At 69.8% G+C, this 16,995-nt stretch carries 13 protein-coding genes and 1 riboswitch; of the genes, 6 read left to right on the top strand and 7 right to left on the bottom strand.

Translation table 11 applies throughout. From position 1 onward, the window contains the following. The first annotated feature begins 42 nt into the window (after positions 1–42). Together ELQ92_RS07675 and ELQ92_RS07670 are read left to right on the top strand one after the other, a co-directional pair. Positions 43–1,731, top strand: a complete 1,689-nt coding sequence (locus ELQ92_RS07675; protein WP_243694920.1) for a dolichyl-phosphate-mannose--protein mannosyltransferase — start codon at positions 43–45, stop codon at positions 1,729–1,731. Between the two features lie 219 nt (positions 1,732–1,950). Then, on the top strand, positions 1,951–3,417 hold the full coding sequence (locus ELQ92_RS07670; protein ID WP_128498395.1) for an MFS transporter: 1,467 nt from the start codon (positions 1,951–1,953) through the stop codon (positions 3,415–3,417). Positions 3,418–3,441: 24 nt separating this feature from the next. Here the strand turns inward: ELQ92_RS07670 and ELQ92_RS07665 are convergent, their stop codons facing one another. Continuing rightward, positions 3,442–3,765 (bottom strand): DMT family transporter, encoded by a 324-nt coding sequence (locus tag ELQ92_RS07665; protein ID WP_128498394.1) that lies wholly within the window; start codon positions 3,763–3,765, stop codon positions 3,442–3,444. Positions 3,766–3,779: 14 nt separating this feature from the next. Then, positions 3,780–3,846, bottom strand: a riboswitch (guanidine-III (ykkC-III) riboswitch). 99 nt (positions 3,847–3,945) lie between these two features. Between ELQ92_RS07665 and ELQ92_RS07660 the strand changes: the two genes are divergently transcribed. Beyond that, positions 3,946–5,235 (top strand): O-acetylhomoserine aminocarboxypropyltransferase/cysteine synthase family protein, encoded by a 1,290-nt coding sequence (locus tag ELQ92_RS07660; protein WP_128498393.1) that lies wholly within the window; start codon positions 3,946–3,948, stop codon positions 5,233–5,235. Between the two features lie 77 nt (positions 5,236–5,312). Then, on the top strand, positions 5,313–5,804 hold the full coding sequence (locus ELQ92_RS07655) for a CoA-binding protein (RefSeq protein ID WP_424979904.1): 492 nt from the start codon (positions 5,313–5,315) through the stop codon (positions 5,802–5,804). A gap of 17 nt (positions 5,805–5,821) precedes the next feature. Here ELQ92_RS07655 and ELQ92_RS07650 read toward each other — a convergent pair whose 3' ends face one another. From ELQ92_RS07650 to ELQ92_RS07630, 5 genes are all read right to left on the bottom strand, one after another. After that, a complete protein-coding gene (locus tag ELQ92_RS07650; RefSeq protein WP_128498391.1) occupies positions 5,822–6,694 on the bottom strand; it encodes an endo alpha-1,4 polygalactosaminidase in 873 nt (290 codons plus the stop codon). Continuing rightward, entirely contained in the window at positions 6,691–7,455 is a 765-nt protein-coding gene (locus ELQ92_RS07645) for a LysR family transcriptional regulator substrate-binding protein (protein ID WP_166426736.1), read from the bottom strand. The genes ELQ92_RS07650 and ELQ92_RS07645 overlap by 4 nt, the downstream gene beginning before the upstream one ends. A gap of 138 nt (positions 7,456–7,593) precedes the next feature. Continuing rightward, positions 7,594–9,453 (bottom strand): thioredoxin domain-containing protein, encoded by a 1,860-nt coding sequence (locus ELQ92_RS07640; RefSeq protein ID WP_128498389.1) that lies wholly within the window; start codon positions 9,451–9,453, stop codon positions 7,594–7,596. A gap of 2 nt (positions 9,454–9,455) precedes the next feature. Beyond that, positions 9,456–10,367, bottom strand: a complete 912-nt coding sequence (locus tag ELQ92_RS07635; RefSeq protein ID WP_128498388.1) for a DUF1684 domain-containing protein — start codon at positions 10,365–10,367, stop codon at positions 9,456–9,458. A gap of 38 nt (positions 10,368–10,405) precedes the next feature. Further along, entirely contained in the window at positions 10,406–11,233 is an 828-nt protein-coding gene (locus tag ELQ92_RS07630; protein ID WP_128498387.1) for an aldo/keto reductase, read from the bottom strand. A 133-nt stretch (positions 11,234–11,366) separates the two neighbouring features. Between ELQ92_RS07630 and hrpA the strand changes: the two genes are divergently transcribed. Next, the gene (hrpA, locus tag ELQ92_RS07625; RefSeq protein ID WP_243694941.1) at positions 11,367–15,209 is read left to right on the top strand and encodes an ATP-dependent RNA helicase HrpA; all 3,843 of its coding nucleotides are present in this window, start codon (positions 11,367–11,369) and stop codon (positions 15,207–15,209) included. Between the two features lie 109 nt (positions 15,210–15,318). Here hrpA and ELQ92_RS07620 read toward each other — a convergent pair whose 3' ends face one another. Continuing rightward, positions 15,319–16,155 carry a sulfurtransferase gene (locus ELQ92_RS07620; protein ID WP_128498386.1) on the bottom strand — a complete coding sequence of 279 codons (837 nt, stop codon included), beginning with the start codon at positions 16,153–16,155 and terminating at the stop codon, positions 15,319–15,321. A 143-nt stretch (positions 16,156–16,298) separates the two neighbouring features. Here ELQ92_RS07620 and ELQ92_RS07615 point away from each other — a divergent pair, with 143 nt between their 5' ends. After that, positions 16,299–16,877 carry a flavin reductase family protein gene (locus ELQ92_RS07615; protein ID WP_243694919.1) on the top strand — a complete coding sequence of 193 codons (579 nt, stop codon included), beginning with the start codon at positions 16,299–16,301 and terminating at the stop codon, positions 16,875–16,877. Positions 16,878–16,995 lie beyond the last annotated feature (118 nt).

Below are 16,995 nucleotides of genomic sequence, written 5' to 3'. Positions count from 1 at the left end.
GCAGCCCGCCGTCAGCCGGGCGACCACCTAGCATGGTGTTTCGTGACGGCAACCGGTCAGGGCGGCGAGCGCTCGGGCGCGACGTTCGACGACGTCCTCCGCGATGGGTCCGGCCGGCCGACGCCCGGCGACCGGGCAGGCCACGACCAGGCGCCCCACGACCAGGCACCTCATGGCCGACTGATGAGACGATCACCGCTGTCGGCATGGATCGACGCGTGGTGGAGCGGCGTCCTTCGCACCCCTGCCCGTCGCCGGTTGTGGTGGTGGGGCGGACCGGCGTTCGTGACGCTCATCGCGGCCGTCCTCCGGCTCTGGAACCTCGGGCACCCGCACGCCCTCGTCTTCGACGAGACCTATTACGTCAAGGATGCCTGGACCCTCTGGAACACGGGGGCCGAGCGATCCTGGCCCGACGGAGCGGACGATGCGTTCGTCGCGGGCGACGTGGACTCGTGGCTCGAGACCCCGAGCTACGTCGTCCACCCACCGCTCGGGAAGTGGCTCATCGGGCTCGGGATGGCGCTCGTGGGCCAGGGCACCGACAGCGCCGGCTGGCGACTCGCAACGGCCGTCATCGGTGTGCTCGCCGTCCTGCTCCTCACTCTCATCGCGCGACGCCTCTTCTCGTCCACGGCGCTCGCCGTGCTCGCGGGCGGCCTCTTCGCGATCGACGGCCACGCGATCGTCATGTCGCGTGTCGCCCTGCTCGACACGATGGTGATGTTCTTCGCCCTGCTCGGGGTCGGCGCGGTCCTCCTCGACCGCGAATGGTTCCGGCGACGCCTCGACGACTGGATCGTGCGACGCGACGCCGGGGCCGGTGATCCCTGGGGTCCGGTGTACTGGAACCGCCCGTGGGTGCTCGCCGCCGGCGTGGCGTTCGGCCTCGCCACGAGCGTCAAGTGGTCGGGTCTCTACTTCCTCGCCGTGTTCGGCGTGTACCTCGTGGTCGTCGACGCCCTGGCGCGCCGGCGAGCACGTATCCCCTTCTTCTGGAGCTCGGCGGTCCTGCGCCAGGCGCCCGCGACCTTCGTCCTGCTCGTACCCGTGGCGCTGCTCGTCTATCTGGCGAGTTGGACGGGCTGGTTTCTCGGGGACGACGGCTACGACCGGACATGGGCGGACCAGCCGAGCAACGCCTGGACCGGTCCGTTCGCGTGGGTCCCGACGGCGCTCCAGAGCCTCTGGCACTACCACGAGTCGATGTACGGCTTCCACGTCGGACTCAGCTCGCCGCACCCCTACCAGGCGTCGCCGTTCAGCTGGCTGCTCCTCGTCCGCCCCACGTCGATGTGGTACTCCGCTTCCCCCGGGGGCGCCGAGGCCATCACGTCGATCGCGAATCCGATCATCTGGTGGGCGTCGGTCGCGGCACTGCTGTTCCTCGTCTACCGCATCGTCGTCCGGCCGGACTGGCGGATCGGACTCATCCTCACGGGGATCGTCGCGGGCTACGGACCGTGGCTGCTCTACCCCGACCGGACGGTCTTCCAGTTCTACACGATCGCTTTCGAGCCCTATCTCCTGCTGGCGCTCACCGTCGCGATCGCGACGATCATCGGGCGACCGGGCGACGAGCCGTCACGCCGCTCCGCCGGCATGATCGCGACAGGGGCCTTCCTCGTCGTCGCCGTTCTCGCGAGCGCCTTCTGGTACCCGCTCTGGACGGCCACGTGGGTCCCCGACCTCTTCATCCGCGTGCACTACTGGCTGCCCGGCTGGATTTAGGGCGGCTGGATCTCGGCCGCGCTGGATCTCGGCCGCGCTGGATCTCAGCCGACTGGATCTCGGCCGCGCTGGATCTCAGCCGGCTGGATCTCGGCCGGCGCGAGCCGGGAGCGGAACCGCCGGCACGTTCGAGAACGGGCACGATACCCGTGGTGCGCGCGCGTGAGGCGCGTGGCAAGCCCCGATCCGGCGCGTCCCCGCCACGTAGTCTTGACCACGATGTCTGATCAATTGAGCGACCTCGATCGCCGCACCCGGTGGAGGGCGTTCGCCGCTTGCGTCGCCGTCGCCTCCCTGACCATCCTCGACCTCTCGAAGGTCAACGTGGGACTGCCGTCCATCGAGGAGGCGCTCGGCGCCGGCCCGACGGACCTGCAGCTCATCGTCGCGGGCTACGCCCTCGCGTTCGGGCTCGTCCTCGTGCCGGCGGGGCGCTACGGCGACCTGCACTCGCGCAAGCGGATGTTCCTCGTCGGGCTCGCGGCGTTCGCCGCCGCGAGCCTCGCGTGTGCGATCGCACCGACGAGCCTCGTGCTGCTCGTCGCGCGCATCCTTCAAGGGGCCGCGGCCGGTCTCCTCATGCCCCAGGTCCTCGGTCTCATCCAGCAACTCTTCGTGGGGCCGGAGCGTGGGCGCGCCTTCGGACTGTTCGGCGCGATCATCGGCCTCTCGACCGCGTTCGGACCGACTCTCGGCGGGCTGCTCATCGCCCTCGGTGGACCCGAGAGCGGCTGGACCCTCCTGTTCTGGATGAACGTTCCGCTCGCCCTCATCCTGCTGCCGGTCGCAGCCAAACTCCTGCCGGCGACACAGCCGAAGGCCGCTGGAGCGGCATCGCTCGATCCCATCGGCATCGTCCTCCTCGCGATCGCGGTCCTCGGCCTCATGCTGCCGTTCGTCCTCACGACGGGCGGTCCGGACGACGACCCCGCGCGGTGGTGGCTCCTCGTCGCCTTCGCCGTCTTCGGGGCACTCTTCGTGCTCTGGGAGGGACGTTACTCCCGTCGTGGTGAGACCCCCGTCGTCGACTTCTCCCTCTTCCGGATCGCGGGCTACCGTAACGCGATCCTCATCGGGACGAGCTACTTCGCGGCCATGCCCGCGACGTTCCTGACCCTCACGCTCTTCGTGCAGCAGGGCCTCGGTCTCGCCCCCGTGTTCGCGGGCATGATCACGATCCCGTTCGCCCTCGCCTCCGCCGTGAGTTCGTGGTGGAGCGGTCGGCACGTCGAGCGCTTCGGTCGTTCATTGGTCGTCGCCGGCCTCGTGCTCGTCGTCGTGGGCTTCTCGGCCAACTCGGTCCTCGCCGCGCTCCTTCCCCCGGAGATCGCGCCGTTCGCGATGAGCGCGGCGATGCTCGTCGCGGGCATCGGCGGAGGGGCGGTGATCTCGCCCAACCAGACGCTCATGCTCGCCGACGTGCCGGTGTCCTCCGGCGGCGTCGCGGGCTCGATCGGTCAGCTCGGCCAGCGCATCGGCACCGCCGTCGGGCTCGCCGCCGCGACGGCGGCGTTCTACGCGACCGTGTACTCGGAGACCGGTACGGTCTCCGAGCTCGCCGTCTATCACGACGCCTACCGCAACGCGACGATCGTCACGATCGCCTTCGTCGCCGCCGCACTCGTCTTCGCCCTGCTCGATCTGCGCTCCCGCCGCGTCCGTGCCGACACCGACGTGCGCTCCTGAGGCGACGCATGACGAGGTCGAGGGTCAGTGGGCGTCGGAGACGAGCTTCAAGCCGATGACGCACGCGATGATTCCGAGGATGAGCACGACCTTGACGATGCTCGCGGGCTCGTCTCCGGTGATCATCGCGTAGGTCACGGTAATCGCGGCACCGATGCCCACCCAGACGGCGTACGCGGTGCCGACGGGTAACTCGCGGAGGGCCCGCGCGAGCCCGGCCATGCTGAGGACCAGACCTCCCCCGAACACGAGGGACGGGACGAGCTTCGTGAACCCCTCCGACTTCCCGAGGGCGGTGGCCCAGACGGCCTCGAGGACTCCGGACAGGATGAGGACGACCCACGACATGACGATGCTCCTTCGAAGCGTCAGTCTTGTCGCTGTCCGGGTACTGCGCCCTCGTCCGGAGCCGCGGTCGAGCGGCTGAGAGCAGTGTGACAGAGCCGCCTGGTCACCTCCTGCGCACGATGTGACCCCGCGTTACGCAAGGCGGTTCCGGCGTCGCACGTGCGGACTAGCGTTGTGGGCATGGCAGATCGCGAATACGGCTTCCGCACGAGGGCCATCCACGCCGGCAACATCCCGGACGCCGTGACGGGCTCCCGGGCCCTCCCGATCTACCAGTCGACGGCCTTCGTCTTCGACGACACGGCCGACGCCGCGGCGAGGTTCGCCCTGCAGAAGTACGGCAACATCTACTCCCGTCTCGCCAACCCCACGGTCGCGAGCTTCGAGGAGCGTGTCGCGAGCCTCGAGGGCGGCCTCGGCGCCGTCGCGACGGCGACCGGTCTCGCCGCGCAGTACATCACGTTCGCGAGCCTCGCAGGAGCGGGTGACCACATCGTCGCCTCGGCCAACCTCTACGGCGGGTCCATCACCCAACTCGACGTCACGCTCCGCCGCTTCGGTGTCGAGACGACCTTCGTGCGCAGCTCCGACCCGGCCGACTACGCCGCCGCGATCACCGATCGGACGAAACTCGTCTTCGCCGAGACCGTCGCGAACCCGTCGGGAGAGATCGCCGACATCGAGGGGCTCGCCGACGTCGCCCACGCCCACGGGCTCCCCCTCATCATCGACTCGACCATCGCGACGCCGTTCCTCAACCGTCCGATCGAGTGGGGCGCCGACGTCATCACGCACTCGGCCACGAAGTTCCTCGGCGGTCACGGCACGACGCTCGGCGGCGTCGTCGTCGAATCGGGACGCTTCGAGTGGGACTCGCCGAAGTTCCCGCTCTTCACGGAACCGGTGCCCTCGTACGGCGGACTGCAGTGGTCGGGCAACTTCGGCGAGTACGCCTTCCTCACCCGGCTGCGCGCGGAGCAGCTCCGCGACATCGGTCCCTCGCTGTCCGCCACGTCGGCCGCGACGCTCGCTCAAGGCGTCGAGACGCTGCCCTTCCGTATGCGCGCTCACGTCGAGAACGCTCGCCTCGTCGCCGAGTGGCTCGCCCAGGACTCCCGCATCGAGGAGGTCTACTGGGCCGGTCTTCCCGGTCACCCGCACCACGATCGCGCGAACAAGTATCTGCCGCTTGGACCGGGTTCGGTCTTCAGCTTCGTCGTGAAGGGCGGCCGCGCGGTCGGTCAGAAGCTCATCGAGTCGGTCAACCTCGCGAGCCACCTCGCGAACATCGGCGATGCGAAGACCCTCATCATCCACCCGGCTTCGACGACGCACGCGCAGCTCTCCGAGCAGCAGCTCGTCGACGCGGGAGTCCTCCCCGGCGTCGTGCGCATCAGTGTCGGCATCGAGGACCCGGAGGACATCATCGACGATCTCGATCAGGCGCTCGCCGCCGCCGTGGAGGTGTGACCGTGTCCGAACTCGTCGAGACCCGACTGCAGAACGGGCTCACGTGTGCCCTGCCCGCGAACTCGCCCCTCGCGAAGCTGCTGAAGACGCAGCGCACCTGGACGGGTCCCGACGCGAAGCAGCGCTTGCGTATCCTCCGAGAGGCGAAGTCGATCGCCGTCGTGGGGGCATCGCCGAACCCCGCGCGCTCGAGCTTCTTCGTCGGGACCTACCTCCAGCAGTCGACCGACTACCGCGTGTATTTCGTGAACCCGAACGCCGACGAGATCCTCGGCCAGAAGGCCTATCCGGACCTCGCGTCTCTCCCCGAGGTCCCCGACATCGTCGACGTCTTCCGGAAGCCCTCTGACATCCCGTCCGTCGTCGACGACGTGGTGGCGATCGGCGCGAAGACGATCTGGGTGCAGCTCGGCATCTGGAACGAGGAGGCCGCCTACGACGCGGAGGCGAGGGGACTCACGGTCGTCATGGACCGCTGCATCAAGGTCGAGCACGCCCGCTTCCACGGCGGTCTCCACCTCCTCGGCTTCGACACGGGGCAGATCTCGGCGAAGAAGCAGTTGCGCTGACCGCCGGCCGGCCGCCGTCAGCAGTGTTCGAAGACGTAGCCCGGTTCACCGGCCGGGACCAGGTCACGATCGCGCAGCACCGTCGACGCGGGCGTCTCCGCGTCTGCGCAGACGTCGGCGAACGTGCCCCGCAAATCGTCCGCGTACTCGATGTCGATGACCGCGCCGCCGTAGACGTCGGTGTAGGCGGCGCACTCGGTGTACCGGTGACACTCCTCCGCGACGGCGAAATCGAAACCGAGCTGCTCGCGCGCGTCGGACGAGAGCTCCGCCGCGTTCTTCTGCCCGATGGCGAGGCCGCGGTCGTGGGCACGCTCGGCGTAGAGGGCGGCGAGCGCGAGATTGGATTCGATCGTCAGGCGATCGGCCGAGCGTGTGAAGCTGTCGAGGTTGTCGATCTCGACGGCTTCGAAGCCCGCGTCGGCGCACGTGTCGATGATCGGGCCCATCACGCCCATGATCGCGAGCCGGTTCGCCGGGGACGAGGTGTCGAGGATGTACTCGTCCGGCCAGTTCGGGTCGGCGAGCGGTCCTCCGTCGACGTGGAGCACGAGATGCGGGCGCTCACCGAGCCACTCGTCGGCGCCCGGCTGCGTCTGGAAGCCGTTCACGTAGCAGATCGACCACACGTCCTCGGCCGGCTGCTCGGTGCTGTCCCGCGCGACGATGCCGACCCCTTCGCCGGGCGGATACGCACCACCGAGCTGGTAGTCGACGCCCGCGCCCACGGGGAACGCACTCGGCTCGGCCGTGACGTCCGGCGTGTGGATGGCGCTGAGATCGTCCACGGGATCGGACGGAGTGCCGCACCCGACGAGGCCCGGCGCGAGGACCGCGAGGGCGGCGACCGTCACGGCACAGCGGTGCGGGAGCCTGCGCACGCTACTCATCGACGACCCGATCGCCCGTTGCGGGAGCCCCGCCCCCGACCGGTCGCCGGGCGGGCGCCGCGCGGTCTTCCGCCCGCTCCGGTCTTCCGTTTGTCGGCGCGCTGATCGGCCTTCCGTTTGTCGGCGGCGCGCTTCTCCGCGGCACGCGCGTCCTCGGCGGTGTCGTCGCTGCGGCCGCGCGAGCTGTTCTCCCCCCGGCCCCGTACGACCCCGACGAAGTCCTCGAGGTCGCGGACGAGCACGTCGTCGGCGTCGTCGGCCGGGCGCGGCCAGGCGAGCGCGATGCGCGACGGCGCCGCGTCCCGGAGCGGCCGCCACTCGAGCCCTTTCCCGCCGGCGAGACGCGCGACCGATTGGGGCAGTACGAGCAGTCCCACTCCCGCCCGGACGACCTCGATGGTCTCGAGAAGGGAGGCGTCCGTCGGGTGGATCAGTTCGCCGGCGATGTCCTCCGCGGTGAGTTCCTCCGCCGCCGTCACGTCGTGGTCCGCAGAGGCGAGGACGACGGTCACCTCCTCGTAGAGCGGGATCACGTGGAGGAGGTCCTCCGGGAGGGCGGCGTCGAGCGGCAGCCTCACGAACGCCATGTCGGCGCGGCCCTCGAGGAGCGGCGCGAGTTGCGACTGCTGCTCCGTCGGGACGAGTTCGAGGGGGGCCTCGGCATGGCGGCCGTTCCAGATGCGCTGCCACTTGCCCGGCAGCACGCCACGGACGAACGCGACGGTGAGCGCACCGCTCCCGCTCGAGTGTGTTCCCGTCATCGCCATTCCCGCCTCCCCGACGAGCCTACAAGCCTCTTCGAGCGGAGGATTCCGGGGCAACCCGGCGGCCGGGCTCGCCGACCCTGGGCTCACTCGCGACCCCTTCCGTACGAGCCCCCTGCGACTCACGAGCGCCACTCACCCGCGGAGCGCCGCCGTCACCTCGTCGGGCTCCGTCACCGGGAGCCGACAGACGAAGTCCCGGCAGACGAAGGCGGCCGCACTCCCCCCGCGCGGGGAACGGTCAGCGAAGAGTTCGAAGCCGGCCTCCTCGAGAGCCCGGGCGGCCGGTTCCGACACCGAGACGGCGACGGTCGCGGTCGTCGCCCCGGTGATACTCCTGGTGAGGGGGTCGCGCGCGCGATCGAGGTCGTCGGGTCTGATCACCACGAGTTGCACGAGGTCGGACGCCAGCCGGTGCGCCAGAGCGAGGCTCGCGCCGAACGACACCGGCGACGCGAGTGCGAGGGCGGAGACGGTCGCCACGGTGGACGCTGCCGCGGCACGGTAGCGCTGCTCCCCCGTCAGCGCGAACAGCTCGAACGCCGCAGCGGCGCAGGCGCTCCGGCCCGAGGGGTACGCACCCTCGGACGGGTCGCCGGCGAGCGCGAGTCCTCGGGCGACGAGCACGGGATCCCCGCCTCCCGGCTCGGTGAAGCCGCCATCGGCGTCCAGCACCGCGTCCAGCACGCGCCGCCCGGCGTCGACGAGGTCCGGTCGTTCCGCCGCGAGGCCGACCGCGATGAGTCCCGAGGCGAACATCCCGTGGTCCTCGAGGGTCGCGACCGCCGAGGAGGCGCGGCCCTCGAGCGTCGCACGGACGAGCGAACCGTCCGCCAGGACGTGCTCGGCGACGAGCGCGTCACTCACCTCGGCGGCGGCAGCGAGCCAGGCGGCGTACCCGAAGGCCTCCCCGGCACGCGCGAGCGCTGCCATTGCGAGCCCGTTCCACCCCGTCAGGACCTTCCGATCCAGCGCGGGCGGCGTCTCCGCACGCCGCTCGTCCGCCGACAGCGCGTAGTAGCCCCCCTCCGACCGCTCGCCGCGCACGGTGCTCTCCGAGTCCTGGGCGCTCGCGAAGCCGCTGCCCGCGATCCGCATCGTGCCCGTGAGGAAGCGGGCGATGCCGGCGGCCGCCTCAGCGGCCCAGGAGCGCGAAGGATCCTGGCGCCAGGCACGGGTATAGGCATCGAGGAGCAGAGCATTGTCGTACAGCATGCGCTCGTAGTGCGGCACCGACCAGTCGGCCTCCGTCGCGTAGCGGAAGAAGCCGCCCTCGACAGGGTCGCGCAGATCCGAGCGCGCCATCGCCTCGAGCGTGCGCGCGGCGATGTCGTCCCCGCCGGCTTTCAGGAGGAACAGCAGCGCCGGGGCGACGGGGAATTTCGGCGCCCCTCCGAATCCTCCGTTGACCCGGTCCTCCGCACTCCGTATGAGGTCGACGGCACGGTCCAGTTGCGCGCGATCCGGGAGAGCGGGGTCGCCCGCGGAAGTCGGCATGCTCGCCCGGACGGCGTTCGCGACCGCCGATCCCGTCGCGATCGCCTGCTCGCGCCGGTTCGTCCAGGCATCGACCACGGCGGCGACGACGCGCCGGAAGGACGGGTGCCCCTGGACGTCGGCCGGTGGGAAGTAGGTGCCGGCGAAGAAGACCTCGCCCTCGGGTGTCGCGAACACGGAGAGCGGCCACCCGAGGTTCTGCGTGAACGCACTCGCGCTCGCGAGGAAGGCGGCGTCGACCCCCGGATGCTCTTCGCGATCGACCTTGATGCTCACGACCGAGTCGGCCATCAAGCGCGCGACCTCAGGATCGGAGAAGCTCTCCCGTGCCATGACGTGGCACCAGTGGCACGTCGCGTAGCCGATCGAGACGAACACGGGGACGTCGCGGCGCCGCGCCTCGGCGAACGCCTCCTCGCCCCAGGGCCACCAGTCGACGGGATTGTCAGCGTGCGCCCGCAGGTACGGGCTCACGGCGTCGGCGAGTCGGGAGGCCATCGTCAGACCGTCCCGGCGCCCGCGACCGTGCCGTGGTCGCCGCTCGCGTCTCTCCGCACGAGCGCCGTCTCGCCCGCCCGGACCGGCGTCGAGAACCGGTTGTTCGGCGGCGGCAGCGGACAGACGTACTCGTCGCTGAACGCGCACGGCGGCAGGTACGCACGATTGAAGTCGACGCGCACCGCACCGTCGGGGCCGGGAGCGGGCATTCCGAGGAACCGGAAGCGGTAGCTCTCCGTGCCGCTCGTGCCGTCCGCAATGACAGCGCGCAGGCCACGCGGGCCACCGGTGACGGTGAGCGCGAGTTCCTCCTCGCCGAGTCTCAGGGCGACCGTGCCCGCGAAGCGCTCCTCGGCGACATACCCGTCGATCGCCGTCACCGACATCGTCGCCGTGTCGTCAGCCGGGGTGAAGCGCCCCTCGACGACCCAGCGCTCGTCCGGCGGGAAGTGGCCGATGCCGCTCGTCTCGCGACGGATGACGGCGTGGGGATCGAGCACACGGAGGGCGAGGGAACCATCCCGGTCGAAGAAGCGCAAGCGGCGCTCGCCCCAGACGAGGTCGGTCCCCGGCGACAATCGCGCCTCGTCGCCCGTGACGACCCCGACCGACTCGCCATCCCGCAGGACGGTGAGCCCGTCGAGGTCGGCACCGCGACCGACGACCGTGTCGATGTCCGCCGACCACTCGCCGGGGACACCCGGGAGCGACTGCGGCGTGCTCGAGAGCCAGTGCGTCGCCGTGAGCGAGGCGATGCCGAGTGGCGAGAGCGTGGCACGCAAGCGCGCGCGATGCCACGCGCTCCACGCGCGGGCGAAGGCCTCCGCGGCGGATTCCTCGGCTGCGTGGTCGTCCCAGGCCGTCCCGGTCACCTCGGTGTCCGCCGTTGCGGCGTCCCCTCTCGTCTCGGTCATGCCATCCCTCCCGCCGGTCGGATCGTCGCTGCTTCCGGTCAGTTGACCTCGTCCGGGTGCGCGCTCACGCGACCGCCGCGCTCGAGACCCGAGATCGCCTCGACCTCCTCGGGCGTCAGCTCGAACCCGAACAGGTCGAGGTTCTCGCGGATGCGCTCCGGCGAGTTCGACTTCGGGAAGACGATGTTGCCGATCTGCAGGTGCCACTTGAGCACGGCCTGTGCTGGGGAGACATCGTGGACGCGCGCTGCGGCGGTGACGGGCTCCTCGTCGAAAAGCGGATACTTGCCCTGCCCGAGCGGACCCCACGCCTCGATGTGGATGCCGTTCTCACGGCTGAACTCGGTGACGTCACGCTGCTGGTACGCCGGGTGCAACTCGATCTGGTTGACCGCCGGAACGGTCCCTCCCTCGGCGATGACCCGCTCGAGGTGCGGAACGAGGAAGTTGGAGACACCGATCGACCGGCTCTTGCCGTCGGCGGCGATCTGCTCGAGAGCGTGCCAGGACTCGATGTAGCGGTCCTTCTTCGGCGTCGGCCAGTGGATGAGGTAGAGGTCGACGTAGTCGAGTCCGAGCTTCTCGAGGCTGCGGTCCATCGCGGCGAAGGCGGAGTCGGTGCCCTGGTCGTCGTTCCACAGCTTCGTCGTGATGAAGAGTTCGTCGCGTGCGATCCCGGAGGCGGCGATGGCGCGGCCGACGCCCTCCTCGTTGCCGTAGATGGCGGCGGTGTCGATGTGGCGATAGCCGGCCTCGAGCGCGTCGGTCACGATGCGCTCGGTCTCGGCCGGGTCCACCTTGAAGACGCCGAAGCCGAGCTGCGGGATGGAGTGGCCGGAATTGAGGTCAAGAGTGGGAACAGTCATGACCTCAACGCTAGCGACGCCCACCGACACCGACATGGGGTTGCGTGTCGTCTCCTCATGCGCTGGACGCGCGTGGGTCGCCGAGCCGGGAAAGCGTCCGAGAGAGTTCGCCGCCGTCGTACGATGGAGGGCTATGCTTCCCGCGATCGTCTATCCCCCAGAGCTGCCCGTCAGCGCCATGCGCGACGAGATCGCCGCAGCGATCCGGGACAACCAGGTGGTCATCGTCGCGGGCGAGACCGGCTCGGGGAAGACGACCCAGCTCCCGAAGATCTGCCTCGAGCTCGGTCGCGAGAGCATCGGCCACACGCAGCCGCGCCGGATCGCCGCCCGCACGATCGCCGAGCGCATCTCCGACGAACTCGGCACGGAACTCGGCGGGATCGTCGGCTACCAGGTCCGCTTCACCGACACGGTCTCGGCCGACACGAAGATCAAGCTCATGACCGATGGCATCCTGCTCGCGGAGATGCAGCGGGACCGCCTGCTGCGTCGCTACGACACCATCATCATCGACGAGGCGCATGAGCGCAGCTTGACGATCGATTTCCTGCTCGGTTACCTCAAGCAGCTCCTCCCCCAGCGGCCCGACCTCAAGATCGTGATCACGTCGGCGACGATCGACCCGCAGAGCTTCTCGAAGCACTTCGGCGACGCGCCGATCGTCGAGGTGTCCGGTCGCACCTATCCCGTCGAGATCCGCTATCGCCCGCTCGTCGCCGAGCAGTCGACCGACGACGACGATGAGGTTTCGGACGCCCCGAGCGACGACCGCAACTACATCGAGGGCATCTCGGACGCCCTCGATGAGCTGGCCCGCGAGAGCTCGGGCGACGTGCTCGTCTTCCTCTCGGGCGAGGCCGAGATCCGGGACGCCGCGGACGCGCTCCGTGCGAAGTACGCCGGGGAACGCGGCGGCGTCACGGAGATCCTCCCCCTTTACGGTCGGCTGAGCTCCGAGGAGCAGCATCGCGTCTTCCGCCCGTCGACCGTCGCGGGCGTGCGGCGGCGTGTCGTCCTCGCGACGAACGTCGCCGAGACGAGCCTCACCGTGCCCGGAATCCGCTATGTCATCGACGCCGGTACCGCACGCATCTCCCGCTACAGCACCCGATCGAAGGTGCAGCGTCTTCCGATCGAGGCGATCTCGCAAGCCTCCGCTCGTCAGCGCTCGGGCCGTGCCGGTCGCACGAGCGCGGGCATCGCCATCCGCCTCTACTCAGAGGAGGACTTCGAGCGGCGCCCCGAATACACCGAGCCGGAGATCCTGCGCACGGGCCTCGCGGCCGTGATCCTCCAGATGGTGTCGCTCGGTCTCGGCGACATCCAGAAGTTCCCGTTCCTGCAGCCGCCGGACACGCGCGGCGTGCGTGACGGCCTCGACCTCCTCGCCGAGCTCGGCGCCCTGAAGGATCCGCGAAGCGCCGAACCGAGCCTCACCCGCACCGGTCGCGACCTCGCGAGGCTGCCCATCGATCCTCGGTTCGCACGCATGATCGTCGAGTCGCGCCGCTGGAACACGACGCGCGAAGTGCTCGCGATCGTCGCGGCCCTCACGATCCAGGACCCGCGCGAGCGCCCGCTCGAGCAGCGCGGTCGGGCCGACGAACTCCACGGACGATTCGCCGACCCGACGAGCGACTTCCTCTCTCTCCTGAATCTCTGGAACTACCTCGAGGAGAAGCAGCGCGAGCTCTCGTCGAGCGCCTTCCGCCGACTGTGCCGGGCCGAATTCCTCAACTATCTGAGGGTCCGGGAGTGGCAGGACGTCTACCGGCAGCTCAAGCGCCTCGCAAAGCCCCTGCGTCTCACGGTCGGCGAACCGGCCGTCAATCCGGACGGAATCCACCGCTCCCTGCTCTCGGGCCTCCTCTCCCACATCGGCGTGAAGGACCAGTCGGCTGCCGCGGCGGCGAAGCCGTCGGGCAACCGGGACCGGAAGATGCCGGGGCCGCCGAAAAAGGGCGACTACGTCGGCGCACGCGGAATGCGCTTCGTGATCTTCCCGGGTTCCGCACTCGCGAAGAAGCAGCCGAATGCGGTCATGAGCGCCGAGCTCGTCGAGACATCCCGGCTCTTCGCCCGCAACAACGCGTCGATCGATCCGGCGTGGGCCGAGCAGATCGCCGGCGACCTCTGCAAGCGCAGCTACTCGGAACCGCACTGGGAGAAGAAGCAAGGCGCCGTCGTGGCCTACGAGAAGGTCACCCTCTACGGGGTGCCGATCGTCCCCAAGCGGCGCGTGCAGTACAAGCGCATCGACCCCGAGCTGAGCCGCGAACTCTTCATCCGGCACGCCCTCGTCGAGGGTGAGTGGGAGTCGCCGCAAGCCTTCGACCGGGCGAACAAGGCGCTGCGCCGTGAGCTCGAGCAACTCGAGGAACGCACGCGCCGACGAGACATCCTCGTCGACGACGAAACGGTCTTCGACTTCTACGACGCCCGGATCCCGGCCGATGTCGCGACGACGCGCGACTTCGAGGGCTGGTGGCGTCAGACGCGGGCGAAGACGCCGGACCTCCTCACCATGACGCGCGCCGACCTCCTGCCGGAGGAAGAGGTCGCGGAGGTCGATGAGTCGCTCTTCCCGCCCACCTGGCGCCAGGGCGATCAGAAGCTCCGCTTGCGGTACCGCTTCGACCCGGGCTCCGACGACGACGGCGTGACCGTGCAGGTCCCGCTCGCCCTGCTGCCGCGCCTCTCCCCCGCCGGCTTCGACTGGCAGGTCCCCGGGTTCCGCAAAGACCTCGTGACGGCGATGATCAAGTCGCTGCCGAAGGCCATCCGACGAAACGTCGTGCCCGCGGCGGACTGGGCGGAGAAGCTGCTCGCCGATCTGCCGGACCAACCCGACGTGGCGCCGACGACGAATGCCGACACGCTTGCGGCGCGACTCGCCATGTCCATCAAACGGCTGTCGTACATGGCGATCGAAGCGGGCGACTTCGACGTCGCCCGCGTGCCGGACCACCTGAAGATGAACTTCCGCGTTGTGGATGAGCGCGGCCGCGAGGTGGGCAGTGGGCGCGACCTCGGCCGACTGCAGGAGCGGCTCGCGTCGCGGTCGGCGCAAAGCGTCGCGTCCGTCGCCGAGTCGAGCCCGCACGCGATCGAGCGGCGCGGCCTCACGACGTGGGACATCGACGAGTTGCCCCGCTTCATCGACGTGAAGCAAGGCGGCGGCGTCGTGCGGGGCTATCCGACGCTCATCGACGACGGCGATTCCGTGTCGATCAGCATCGTGGCGACACCCGAGGAGCAGGCGAAGACGCTACCGGCGGGCGTCCGCCGTCTCCTCCGGCTCGCCGTGCCGTCGCCCGCGTCGTACGTCCAGTCCCACCTCACGCAGAACGAAAAGCTCTCGCTCGCGACGAGCCGATACGCCTCGACGAATGCCCTCTTCGACGACTGCCTCCTCGCGTGCATCGATGACGTGTTGTACCGCGTGAGCCCGGACGGCACCGTGTTCCTCCGGGGCCAGTACGAGGCGATCAGGGACCGGGTGTCGGGCGCGGTCATGAACACCATGTTCGAGACGGTCTCCCTCGTCGCGCGGATCCTGCAGGCGGCCCGGGCCGCCGACAAGGCACTCAAGGACGCGACGGGGATGGCGGTCATCGCGCAGGTCGCCGATGCGCGTTCTCAGCTCGAGTCGCTCGTGGGACCGGGATTCGTCGGGCAGACGGGCCTTGCGCGTCTCCAGCACCTGCCCCGCTACCTCTCGGGCATCCGGATGCGGGCGGAGAAGCTCCCCGACAACCCGCACCGCGACCGCGCCTGGATGACCGAGTACCAGTCGGCTGCGGAGCGCTTCACCGCGGCCGGCGGCACGATCCCGATCGATCAGCACGGTCGGCCGTCGCTCGTGCACGCACGCTGGATGCTCGAGGAGTTCCGCGTGAGCCTCTTCGCCACCCAGCTCGGCACCTCCGAGTCGGTCTCGCTTCAACGCATCACGAAGGTCCTCGCGGCCTGAGCCGGGGTCTCCCTGCGTTTTGCGTACGCAAACGCCTTCCGCGGGTGTCATCGCACCCGCAGATGTCCGTTGCGTACGCAAAACGCGGCCTGGCGCGGTGGGTTCCGGATCAGGGGGTGGGGCCGGTCGCGACGGGGCGGTCCGGGTGGTTGGACCATGCGCTCCACGAGCCGGGGAAGAGGGCTGCGTCGATCCCGACGACCGCGAGGGCCGCAATCGTGTGGGCCGCCGTCACTCCCGAGCCGCAATAGACAGCGACATCACGGTCCGCCACAACCCCGGCGGCCCGAAAGCGTTCACGGAGCACGTCGGGCGGAAGGAATCGACCGTCGGGCGCGAGGTTCCCCGCCGTCGGAGCGCTGACCGCGCCGGGGATGTGTCCGGCGCGAGGGTCGACGGGCTCGACGTCCCCGGCGTAGCGTTCGGCGGCACGCGCGTCGACGAGTACGCCGTCGGCGGGGACGGAGGCCACCTCGTCCACGTCGACGACGCGTGACCCGCCCTCTGTCAGCGTGATGGATCCCCTCGGAGGATCGACGAGGCCCTCCTCGATCGGGAGGCCCGCGTCCTTCCACGCGCGGAACGCGCCGTCGAGGATGCGGACGTTCCGGACCCCGTGATGGCGCAGTAGCCACCACGCGCGGGCGGCGGACATGCCCCCGAGGTCGTCGTACACGACGACGGGATCGCCCTCGTCGAGACCCCAGGCGCGAGCGGCCTCCTCGAGGTCCTCGCGGGTGGGGAGAGGGTGTCGACCGTCGGTCGGTTCGCCGAGACCCGCGAGCTGCGACTCGAGGTCGACGAACACCGCGCCCGGGATGTGACCGGCGGCGACGTCGGGGCGGCCGTCGGGCCGATCGAGGCGCCACCGGACGTCGAGAACGTGGACCCGCGTCCCCTCGAGCTGGAGCGCACGCACGTCCTCGACCGAGATCAGCACCGTCATCCCGCCAGCCTACGGCGGGCCGTACCACGGTCGTCACAGACGGTAACCGGGCTTGCCGTGGTGGACGGAAGCGACGAGGTTGGAATGTGAGGGAGTGCCGGTGCGTTCCCTCACATGGCAGACGACAGATCGAGGAACCCCCGGTGAGCATCACGAACTCCGCAGCATCCTTCTCCGACGACTCGACCCCGCGCCTGGGCTTCGACGGGGTCGGTCCCGATGAGTTCAAGGCGGTCTTCCGGCACCACGCCGCAGGGGTGTCTCTCATTACGGCGGACAACGGCAGCGGACCCGCTGCGCTCACCGCCACCTCGGTCTTCTCCGTGAGCGCCGAGCCGCCGATCTTCGTCTTCTCGATCTCGTCGTCGTCCTCGACGGCCCCCGTCATCACGACTGCAGACACGCTCGTCGTACACATCCTCGACGCCGACCGACTCGACCTCGCGAAGCTCGGAGCCACGAGCGGCGTGGACCGGTTCGCGGACACCTCGGCGTGGTCGCGTCTTTCCACCGGCGAGCCCGTCTTCACGGGCGTCAGCACGTGGATCCGGGGACGCGTCATCAACCGCATGGAAGCGGGCAACTCGACGATCATCGCCGTGCACGCCCTCGAGACGAGCCAGACCGCGGGCGACGCCGGCGGCCGGGAGCACGGCGCCCCTCTCGTCTATCACAATCGCACCTGGCACTCGCTCGGCACGCACTCCGCTCTCGACTCCTGACACCCGGGTGGCGCGGACTCCGTGCCGACTGATGGCCTCGTCGAGTCCCTTCTCCGGATTTCCCTCCCCACCGCCGTCATGATCGCGACGTCCCGGCATCTCCTTCAGTGAGGAGGCG

It is taken from the genome of Labedella populi (assembly GCF_004078655.1).
GTDB lineage: Bacteria > Actinomycetota > Actinomycetes > Actinomycetales > Microbacteriaceae > Labedella > Labedella populi.
The sequence above is the reverse complement of the archived record's forward strand: the minus strand, read 5'-3'. Positions and strand labels throughout refer to the sequence as shown.

What these genes read in the sequence shown, in the direction of transcription:
- ELQ92_RS07670 (WP_128498395.1), top strand. Translation starts at nt 1,951, where the DNA reads ATGTCTGATCAATTGAGCGACCTCGATCGCCGCACCCGGTGGAGGGCG.
- ELQ92_RS07620 (WP_128498386.1), bottom strand. Translation starts at nt 16,155, where the DNA reads ATGACGGTGCTGATCTCGGTCGAGGACGTGCGTGCGCTCCAGCTCGAG.
- ELQ92_RS07630 (WP_128498387.1), bottom strand. Translation starts at nt 11,233, where the DNA reads ATGACTGTTCCCACTCTTGACCTCAATTCCGGCCACTCCATCCCGCAG.
- ELQ92_RS07640 (WP_128498389.1), bottom strand. Translation starts at nt 9,453, where the DNA reads ATGGCCTCCCGACTCGCCGACGCCGTGAGCCCGTACCTGCGGGCGCAC.
- ELQ92_RS07635 (WP_128498388.1), bottom strand. Translation starts at nt 10,367, where the DNA reads ATGACCGAGACGAGAGGGGACGCCGCAACGGCGGACACCGAGGTGACC.
- hrpA (WP_243694941.1), top strand. Translation starts at nt 11,367, where the DNA reads ATGCTTCCCGCGATCGTCTATCCCCCAGAGCTGCCCGTCAGCGCCATG.
- ELQ92_RS07665 (WP_128498394.1), bottom strand. Translation starts at nt 3,765, where the DNA reads ATGTCGTGGGTCGTCCTCATCCTGTCCGGAGTCCTCGAGGCCGTCTGG.
- ELQ92_RS07660 (WP_128498393.1), top strand. Translation starts at nt 3,946, where the DNA reads ATGGCAGATCGCGAATACGGCTTCCGCACGAGGGCCATCCACGCCGGC.
- ELQ92_RS07650 (WP_128498391.1), bottom strand. Translation starts at nt 6,694, where the DNA reads ATGAGTAGCGTGCGCAGGCTCCCGCACCGCTGTGCCGTGACGGTCGCC.
- ELQ92_RS07645 (WP_166426736.1), bottom strand. Translation starts at nt 7,455, where the DNA reads ATGACGGGAACACACTCGAGCGGGAGCGGTGCGCTCACCGTCGCGTTC.